Here is a 9,595-nt window from a genome sequence, read left to right as displayed (position 1 = left end):
GGCGCGGGTGCCGGGGCTGCCGCGCGCGGATCGCTGGCAAACAGTTCGTCCTGCGCACGGGGCACCGGGCGCGAGCCGAACGGCATCGAGCGCGAGCCCGAGAGGCTGGCGTAGGGCGGTTCGCTGGCGCCGCCGTCATCCTCGCCCAGCTCGTCCGATGCGTCCAGTTCCAGTTCGGCCGAAGGCGTGAAGGGCTCGGGCACGTAAGGCTGTGCGGGCGGCGCGACCGGAGCCGGGGCGGGCGTGTTCAGCACGAAAGGCTCGGACGGCGAGGAAGGCGCGACCGGGCTCGGCGCGGGGGCCTGCACGGGTGCGGGTGCGGCAGAGGCCGGAACCTGCATCGCGGGGCGTACCGGGCCACGGCCCGAGCCGATGGCCATCGGGCGCGGCGCGGTGTCGGCCTGCTCGGCGGTCTGCTCGATGCCGGTGGCGACGACCGAGACGCGGATCTTGCCGTCGAGGTCGGGGTTGAAGGCCGAACCCCAGATGATGTTCGCGTCGGCATCGACGAGTTCGCGGATGTGGTTGGCCGCTTCGTCGACTTCGAGCAGCTTCATGTCCTCGCCGCCGATGATCGAGATGATGACGCCCTTGGCGCCCTGCATCGAGACACCGTCCAGTAAAGGATTGGCGATCGCCTGTTCGGCCGCCTCGAGCGCGCGGTTGGGGCCTTCGCCCTCGCCGGTGCCCATCATCGCCTTGCCCATCTCACCCATGACCGAGCGCACGTCGGCGAAGTCCAGGTTGATGAGGCCGGGCATGATCATCAGGTCGGTGATCGAACGCACGCCCTGCTGGAGCACTTCGTCGGCAAGCTGGAAGGCTTCCTTGAAGGTCGTCTCTGCCTTGGCGATGAGGAACAGGTTCTGGTTGGGAATGACGATGAGCGTATCGACGTTCTTCTGCAGTTCCTCGATGCCCGATTCGGCCGCGCGCATACGGCGCGTGCCTTCGAACAGGAACGGCTTGGAAACCACGCCCACGGTCAGGATGCCCTTCTCGCGCGCGGCCTTGGCGATGATCGGCGCGGCGCCCGTGCCGGTGCCCCCGCCCATGCCCGCCGCGATGAACAGCATGTGCACGCCTTCGAGCATCTGGCCGATCTCGTCGAGCGATTCCTCCGCCGCCGCGCGGCCCACTTCGGGGCGTGCGCCGGCGCCGAGGCCCTGCGTGATCTCGTGGCCGAGCTGGATGCGGGTTTCCGCGATCGAGTTGTTGAGGGCCTGCGCGTCGGTGTTGGCGACGACGAAGTCGACCCCTTCGATCTGCGCCTGGATCATGTTGGCGATGGCATTGCCGCCGGCGCCGCCTACGCCGATGACGACGATACGCGGGCGAAGTTCGTCGATCGTCGGCAGTCCGATGTTAATGCTCATTTGTGACTCCTGCCAGACACATGCGCGTCAAAATATTCCTTGACCATCCTGATTGCACGCTTCGACTCATCGAAGCAAAGGATAGCAATTCGTTGTCCACAGCCAAAACCGCCCTTTTGCGGCCGATCCCGGCACCCGTCGCAGCGCAGCCACGTCCCGTCCGGGTGTCCCAAATCGGACACCAGAACCGGATGCGCCACCAGTACTTCAAAAATATTCCTTCAATGCCTGTACGATACGTACAGCCATTCCACTCCATCCCAGCTTCACGGTACGCTGCTGACGGCGCGCGAAGCTGCGAATATCGACCGGATCGTTCGAGGCGTAGAGTACCAGACCCGTCAACGTCGAGAAACCCGGCTTGAGGTGGGCTTCGGCCAGACCCGAAAGATGCGGCACGCGCCCGATGCGCACCGGCCGCCCGATCGCGGCCTGCGCGTAATCGGCGAGGCCCACCAGTTCGGCGCCGCCCCCGGTAAACACCACCTGCTTGCCGCGATGGCTGGAGAACTGCATCGCCTTCAAGGCCTTGTTGACCTCTTCCATGAGCATCCCGAGCTGGCCGGTGATGACCCCGATCAGTTCGGCGCGCGGGATGCGGTTCTTGTCGTCGGCGTGGCGGGCGATCGGGCCGGTGCCCTCTTCGCCCGGCGCGTTGACGGGAATCATCTCGCGGTGGTCGTGCGGGCTGGCGATCGCCGAGCCGTTGACGCACTTGAGCCGCTCGGCCTGGTAGCGCCGGATGCCGAAGGCCGAGGCGATGGCGTCGGTGATGTCCGCGCTGCCCATCGGGATCGAGACCATGTCGCGCAGCATCCCGCCCGCGTAGAGCGAGACGTTGGTGACTTCGGCGCCGAATTCGACCAGCGCGACGCCCAGATCGCGCTCTTCCGGCGAAAGACAGGCCTGCCCGGCCGCGATCGGCGAGCCGACCACCGCCTCGACTTCGAGGTGCGCGCTCTGCACCGCCTCGGTCAGATTGCGGATCGGCGCGCCGTCGGCCAGCATGACGTGGATGTCGACGCCCAGACGCTCGGCGTGCAGGCCCACCGGATCGCCCACCCCGTGCGCGCCGTCGAGCCGGTACTGCGCGGGCTGCGCGTGCAGCACCATGCGCCCGTCGGGCTGGATCGCGTCGCGCGCGGCGACGAGCAGCTGGTCGATGTCCTCCTGCTCGATCCGGCGCCCGCCGATTTCGGCATCGAACGGCTGCAACCGGCTGGCCAGCCCCGCGCCCGAACAGCCGATCCACACTTTCTGGACGGAAACGTCGGCCATGCGTTCGGCGCGTTCGATCGCATCGCGCACGGCATAGGTCGCCGCGGCCATGTCGGTCACGTAACCGCGCTTGATCCCCTGGCTGGCGCGGTGGCCCGAGCCGAGCACGACGAGATCGCCGTTCTCCGAAATCCCCGCGATGATCGCCGAGACGCGAAACGAGCCGATGTTGACCGCGCCGAACACGCGGCTGATGCGCGGGCCTGCCATCAGCGCCGCTTTTCCGTCATGACACTTGCCCCGTTCATTCCTCGCCCCCACCCGAGGCCAGCGCGACCGCGCCGGTCTTCGTCGACACTTCCTGCGGCTCGCCATCGGGCACGCGCAGGTACACCCGGTCGGGTGCGCGCATGTCGATGGCGATCGCCTTGCCCCCGATCAGGCGGTTGGTCCCGTCGAGCCGCGCGAAGGTAACGAGCGCGCTGGCCGAAGGTTGCGCGCCTTCGGGCAGCGCGAGCACCTGGCCGGTCTCGAACACCAGGTTCCAGCGCCGGTTGCCCACCCACTGCGCCTCGTGGACGCGCGGCTTGAGCGCGGGCGCGGCGTCGAGCAGGTGCTGGAGCTGGAGCACCTGCTGGCCTGCGCCTTCGCCCGAGACGATGAGCTTGCCCCGGGTATCCTTGCGGTCGATCGTCTGGAGTTCGTGGCCGGTCTCGTCGATCAGCGCGTAGGTATCGGCCTTGCGCAGCACCGCGATGGGCTTCCTCTCGACGATGTCGATCACCAGCGTGGAGGGCAGCTGGCGCGAGACGCGCGCGTCCTGGACCCAGGGCAGCGCCAGCAGCTGGGCGCGCAGCGCGTCGAGATCGACCAGCGGCATCGCGCGGGTCTTCTGTTCGAGCGCGCGTTCGTAGACCGCGTACTGGTTCATGTTCTTGATGCCGCGCAGTTCGATGTGCTGCACCTTGAACCCGGCTTCCTGCGAGATGAAGGCAAAGCGCTGCTCGGCCAGCACGGGCAGCCCCGCGGCCGAGGCCAGCAGCCAGACCAGCCCCGCGCCCGCGGCCAGGATGATGAGCACGAACAGGCGCTGGAGCTGGCGCTCGGAAAACGGCAGCCAGCCCATCGCCATGTCGATCGCGCTGCCCCCGGTCGCCTTGGCGCTGCGCATCCGCGCGCGGTTGCCCTGCGCGCTCGCCGCCTTGCGCGCGGTGCGCCCCTTGCGCTTGATCGTGGTGCTCATTTGGCCCCGGCCTCTTGCGTGGGGGCCTTCTTGGCGGCCGCCTTTTGCGCGTCGGCCAGCGCTTCGGCGATGATCATCTCGACAAGGTCGGCGTAGTCGATCCCGCAGGCCTTGGCCTGTTCGGGCACGAGGCTGAGCGGGGTCATGCCCGGCTGGGTGTTGGTTTCGAGCAGGAACAGCCCTTCGACGCCTTGCGTATCGTCCCACCGGAAATCCGAGCGGCTGGTGCCCTTGCAGCCGAGCAGCTGGTGCGCGCGCAGCGCATAGGCCTTGCACGCCTGGGTGATTTCGTCGGGAATTTCGGCCGGGCAGACGTGCTCGGTCATGCCGTCGGTATATTTGGAATCGAAGTCGTAGAAGCCCGACTTGGGTTTCAGTTCGGTCACCAGCAGCGCGCGCTCGCCGGTGTTCGGACCGCCGATTACCGCCGTGGTCAGCTCGCGCCCGCGAATGTAGGGTTCGGCCAGCAGCTGGTCGAACTCCTGCCAGGGCCCCTTGGCTTCGGCCGAGATCGGGTTGCCGTAGTTGCCCTCGGCGGTGACGATCGCCACGCCCACCGAGGACCCTTCGTTGACCGGCTTGAGCACGTAAGGGCGCGGCAGCGGGTCCTTTTCGAACAGGCTCGCGGTGTCCACCACGCGCCCGCCGGGCATCGGGATGCCGTGGGGGACGAGCGCCTGCTTGGTCAGCTCCTTGTCGATCGCGATGACCGAGGTGGCGAGGCCCGAATGGGTGTAGGTAAGGCCCATCAGGTCCATCAGGCCCTGCACCGTGCCATCCTCGCCCGGCGCGCCGTGGAGCGCGTTGAACACCACGTCGGGGCGCGTCTCGGCAAGCACTTCGGCAACGTCGCGGCCCATGTCGATGCGGGTGACGCGGTGGCCCTTGCTTTCGAGCGCCTTGGCCACACCCTCGCCGCTCATCAGCGAGACGGGGCGTTCGTTCGACCAGCCGCCCATCAGGACGGCGACGTGGAGCTTGGCAAGGGTCACTTTGAAATACCTACTCGTTGATCGTCGGGCGTCCGGGCGAACTCGCCGACGCGCTGAATTTCCCATTCGAGCGTCACGCCCGAGCTTTCCTTGACCCGGCGGCGCACTTCCTCGCCGAGCGCTTCGATCTCGGCGGCGGTGGCCTCACCCGTGTTGAGGAGGAAATTGGTGTGCTTTTCGGAGACTTGCGCGCCGCCGATCTGCAAGCCCCGGCAGCCCGCCTCGTCCACCAGCTTCCACGCCGAATGGCCCGGCGGGTTCTTGAAGGTCGACCCGCCGGTCTTCGAGCGCAGCGGCTGGCTGGCTTCGCGGCTGGCCGAGATACGGTCCATCTCGGCCTGGATCGCCGCCGGATCGCCGGGGCGGCCCTTGAACCGCGCGGCCACCACCACGCAGCCTTCGGGCAGGGTCGAATGGCGGTAGGTGTAGCCAAGCTCCTCGTTCGCCAGCGTCACCCGTTCGCCCGAGCGCAGCACCACGTCGCAGGATACGAGGATGTCCTTGACCTCGCCCCCGTAGGCGCCGCCGTTCATCCGCACGAAACCGCCCACCGTGCCCGGTATCGAGCGCAGGAACTCGGTCCCCGCAATGCCCTTGTCGCGCGCGGTCGAGGAAACGAGAATGCCGCTCGCCCCCCCGCCGCATTCAAGCGTCACGTCATCGAGCGCGGTCACTTTGGCAAAGGGCTTGCCCAGACGCACGACAACGCCCGGCACGCCCCCGTCGCGCACGATCATGTTCGAGCCCAGCCCCAGCGCCATGACCGGCATCGCCGGATCGAGCGCGGCGAGGAAGGCCTGAAGATCGGCGGTGTCTTTCGGCTCGAACAGCCACTGCGCCGCGCCGCCCGCCTTGAACCAGACGAGCGGAGCCAGCGGCGCGTTCGCCGTCAGCTTGCCGTTCACCGGGGGAAGCAAGGCGTCCGTCCCGCTCATGCGCCGCGCGGCCTCAGTTTTACATTATTTTTGACCCAAGCAGCGTAATCATCTCCACCCCGCTTCGCGCTCACCGCCGCCGCCAGCCCGGCGGCCCACTTGGTGATGTCGCCCGCGCCCAGGCACACGACCATGTCGCCGGGCAGCAGGATCGGGGCGAGCGCTTCGGCGAGCGCGTCGGGCCCGGCGATTTCCTGCGCCGAACGGTGGCCGCGCGCCTTGAGCCCCTGGACCAGATGCGCCGCGTCGACGCCCTCGATCGGGTCCTCGCCCGCGGCGTAGACCGGGGCGATGAAGACCATGTCGGCGTCGTTGAAGGCGCTTTCGAAGTCGGCCATGTGATCGCGCAGGCGCGTGAAGCGGTGCGGCTGGGCCACCGCGATGACGCGGCCCTTCACCCCTTCGCGCGCGGCGGCGAGCACGGCGCGGATTTCGACCGGGTGGTGGCCATAGTCGTCGATCACCGGAACCGGCGTTCCCGACACGTCGATTTCGCCGACCTTGGTGAAGCGGCGCTTGACCCCGCCGAACTGGGCAAAGCCATGCTGGATCACCGCATGGTCGATCCCCATCTCGATCGCCACGCCGATCGCGGCCAGCGCGTTCTGCACGTTGTGGCGGCCGGGCATGGGCAGTTCGATGCCCTCGATCCGCTCGAACGAACCGTCGCGCTGGCGCAGCGCCACGTCGAAGCGGTTGCCGCCGGGCACCGGGGTCACGTTCTCGCCGCGAATGTCGGCCTGCGCGGAAAAGCCGTAGGTCACCACGCGGCGGTCGCGCACCTTGGGGATGATCGCCTGCACTTCGGGGTGATCGATGCACAGCAGCGCCGCGCCGTAGAACGGCACGTTCTCGATGAATTCGACGAAGGCGTCCTTGACCTTGTCGAACGAGCCGTAGTGATCGAGATGCTCGGGATCGATGTTGGTGACGACCGCGATGGTCCCGTCGAGCCGCAGGAACGAACCGTCGCTCTCGTCGGCCTCGACCACCATCCAGTCGCTCTCGCCCATGCGCGCGTTCGAACCGTAGGCGTTGATGATGCCCCCGTTGATGACCGTGGGATCGACCCCGCCGGCATCGAGCAGGGCGGCGACAAGCGAGGTCGTCGTCGTCTTCCCATGCGTGCCCGCGATGGCGACGGTGGATTTGAGCCGCATCAGTTCGGCCAGCATTTCGGCGCGGCGCACCACCGGGATGCGGTGTTCGAGCGCGTAGGCGACTTCGGGGTTGGTGCGGCGCACCGCGGTCGAGGTGACGACCACCGAGGAGCCGTTCACGTTGTCCGCCGCGTGGCCGATCATGACCGTGATCCCGCGTTCGCGCAGGTGGTCGACCACGTAGCTTTCGGCGATGTCCGAACCCTGTACCGAATAGCCCAGGTTGTGCATCACTTCGGCGATGCCCGACATGCCGATACCGCCGATGCCGACGAAATGAATGGTGCCGATATCGGTGCCGACGGCCTTCACTGTGCAATCTCCGTGTTCAGACGGCGCGCCAGCGCCTCGCCGCCGGTCGCGCTCGCGGTGCCTTCGGGCACCACGCGCAGCACGTCCATGAGCGGGGCCGCGCCAAAACTCTCGACCAGATCGGCAAGGTCGCTCGCGGCCCTGGGGTAGCCGCAGTTCCACGCCGCGTGCGCCGCGTTGGCAAGCGTCTGAGGGTTCTGCGCGATGGCCTGGATCTGCTGGCACACGTCCTTGGCCATCTTGCCGAAGATCGCGCCCTGTTCGCGAAGCAGCGCGTTGCGCTTGTCGAGATCGGCGATCGCCTCGGGCTCCTCGGTGGTCACCGCGGGCTGGCGGATCACCCGCGCCCCGCCCGCCGCGACGATCTCACGCGTGTTGGCGACCTGATGATCGTCCATGGCGTAGGGCAGCGGGATGAGGATCGCGGGCCGCCCCACGGCGGTCAGCTCGGCGATGGTCGAAGCACCCGAGCGGCCGATGAACAGGTGCGCGCCCGCCAGCCGCTCGGCCATGTTCTCAAAATAAGTGGCGAGTTCGGCGGGGATGCCGTGGACGGCGTAGCGTTCGCGCACCGCCTCGATGTCCTCGGGCCGGCACTGCTGGATCACCTGCAGGCGCGAGCGCAAGGCGGTGGGCAGCATGGCCAGCGCCTCGGGGATCACCTGGCTCAGGATCCGCGCGCCCTGGCTGCCGCCGGTGACGAGGATGCGAAACAGGCTGTCCTCACCGAATTCGGGGAACGGCTCCTCGCGCAGCGCCAGCACCTCCTCGCGCACCGGGTTGCCGACCAGCGTGACCTTGGCGGCGTACTTGCGATCGAGAAAGTCGACATCCTCGCACGGGGTGGCGATCGCATCGACGCGCCCGGCGAAGTAGCGGTTGACCCGGCCGAGCACCGCGTTCTGCTCGTGCAGGACGCTGGGCACCTTCATCGCGCTCGCCGCGAGCATGGTGGGCAGCGAGGGATAGCCACCAAAGCCCACAACCGCGCTCGGCTGGAAACTCTCGAACAGGCGCTTGGCCATCGACCGGCCGCGCAGCACGCCGCGCGCGCCCTTGAGCCAGCCCAGCGGGTTCCTGCCCGCGATGCGCCCTTGCGGCAGGACATGGGTGGTCAGATACTCGGGCTTGCCGGGGATCTTGGCCCCGCGCTCGTCGGTGATCAGCGCGATGTGGTGGCCGCGCGCGTGCAGTTCGGCGGCAAGCGCGAAGGCGGGGATGAGGTGGCCGCCGGTGCCGCCGGCCGCCAGGACGTAGTGGCGCGAAGGCCCGCTCATGAAAGGTCTCCGGTAGAACGCAGGGAAAAGGGCTCGCGCTGGATGAAGGGATTGCGCCGCGTGATCGCCAGCAGCAGACCCATCGTCAGGCACAGCGCCACGGTCGACGAACCACCGTAGCTGATGAGCGGCAGCGTCATGCCCTTGGACGGGAAAAGCTGAAGATTGACGAGGATGTTGATGAACGCCTGCCCGCCGAACTGCGCCGCGATGCCCGCCGCGGCGAGCACCGTGAACAGGTCCTCCTCATCGACCAGGCGCAGCAGCACGCGGGTCAGGAATGCCAGGTAGAGACCCACGATGACCACGCAGGACAGCAAGCCGAACTCCTCGCCGATGACCGAGAAGATATAGTCGGTGTGCGCTTCGGGCAGCGCCATCTTGCGCACGCCCATCCAGAACCCCTGCCCGGTCCACCCGCCGTTGAGCAGCGTGCGCTGGGCAAGGTCCACCTGGTCGAACGCGCTGCCCCCGAACAGGAAGCTGTCGATGCGATTGCGCCCGTTCTCATAGGTGAAATACATCAGGACCAGCAGCACCACGCCGACGCCTGCGAACATGCCCATGCGCCGCATGTCGAAGCCCGAGAGCAGCACCATGACGAGGAACGTACCCGAAAACAGCATCGTCGAGCCGAAGTCGGGCTGAAGCATGAGCAGCGCGGCGAGCACCGCCATCAGCGCAAAGCACAGCGCGACGACGGGAATGTTGGGATCGCGCGCGCGCCAGGACAGCACCCAGGCGAGCAGGATCGGCCAGCCCACCTTGAGGAATTCGGACGGCTGGAGCGAAATCCCGAACTGCAGCCAGCGCCTGGCGCCGTTGACCTCGTGGCCGACGACGGGGACGAGGAACAGCGCGGCGAACATCGCGCCCGCGATCAGCACGCCGAAACGGCGCGCGGCCTCGCGCGGGAGGCTTGAGGCCCAGAACATCCCGCAGAGCCCCAGCAGCTGCCAGCGCATGTGGATGTAGAAGAAGTAGAGGTCGGGCAGGCGCTGCTTGGCGGTCGACAGGCGCCGCGCGCTGGCGGGCGAGCCCGCCGCGACCGCGATCGAGCCGATGCCCATGAGGATCAGCAC

The 9,595-nt window shown here is 67.9% G+C and carries 8 protein-coding genes; all 8 read right to left on the bottom strand.

All coding sequences use genetic code 11. The features are described 5' to 3' along the window. Nucleotides 1-1,376: cell division protein FtsZ (gene ftsZ / locus MTR62_RS18315; protein ID WP_244023646.1), on the bottom strand; the 1,376-nt coding region annotated here is incomplete at its 3' end. 207 nt (nt 1,377-1,583) lie between these two features. After that, the gene (ftsA, locus tag MTR62_RS18310; protein WP_244023644.1) at nt 1,584-2,864 is read right to left on the bottom strand and encodes a cell division protein FtsA; all 1,281 of its coding nucleotides are present in this window, start codon (nt 2,862-2,864) and stop codon (nt 1,584-1,586) included. 34 nt (nt 2,865-2,898) lie between these two features. Beyond that, nucleotides 2,899-3,837: a cell division protein FtsQ/DivIB gene (locus tag MTR62_RS18305; RefSeq protein ID WP_244023642.1), complete on the bottom strand. Its 939-nt coding sequence runs from the start codon at nt 3,835-3,837 to the stop codon at nt 2,899-2,901. Next, nucleotides 3,834-4,829, bottom strand: coding sequence for a D-alanine--D-alanine ligase (locus tag MTR62_RS18300; RefSeq protein ID WP_244023641.1), 996 nt, complete (start codon nt 4,827-4,829; stop codon nt 3,834-3,836). The genes MTR62_RS18305 and MTR62_RS18300 overlap by 4 nt, the downstream gene beginning before the upstream one ends. Next, entirely contained in the window at nt 4,826-5,764 is a 939-nt protein-coding gene (murB, locus tag MTR62_RS18295) for a UDP-N-acetylmuramate dehydrogenase (protein ID WP_244023639.1), read from the bottom strand. The genes MTR62_RS18300 and murB overlap by 4 nt, the downstream gene beginning before the upstream one ends. Continuing rightward, nucleotides 5,761-7,236 (bottom strand): UDP-N-acetylmuramate--L-alanine ligase, encoded by a 1,476-nt coding sequence (gene murC / locus MTR62_RS18290; RefSeq protein WP_244023637.1) that lies wholly within the window; start codon nt 7,234-7,236, stop codon nt 5,761-5,763. The genes murB and murC overlap by 4 nt, the downstream gene beginning before the upstream one ends. Continuing rightward, complete coding sequence (gene murG / locus MTR62_RS18285) at nt 7,233-8,513, bottom strand: undecaprenyldiphospho-muramoylpentapeptide beta-N-acetylglucosaminyltransferase (RefSeq protein ID WP_244023635.1); 1,281 nt, start codon at nt 8,511-8,513, stop codon at nt 7,233-7,235. The genes murC and murG overlap by 4 nt, the downstream gene beginning before the upstream one ends. Further along, nucleotides 8,510-9,595, bottom strand: a 1,086-nt coding sequence (locus MTR62_RS18280) for an FtsW/RodA/SpoVE family cell cycle protein (protein WP_244023633.1), incomplete at its 5' end; no start/stop codon positions are given. The genes murG and MTR62_RS18280, both read right to left, overlap by 4 nt.

This window comes from Novosphingobium organovorum (assembly GCF_022832435.1).
Lineage (GTDB): Bacteria > Pseudomonadota > Alphaproteobacteria > Sphingomonadales > Sphingomonadaceae > Novosphingobium > Novosphingobium organovorum.
Note: the sequence above shows the minus strand (reverse complement) of the source record. Positions and strands in the feature narration are given on the sequence as shown.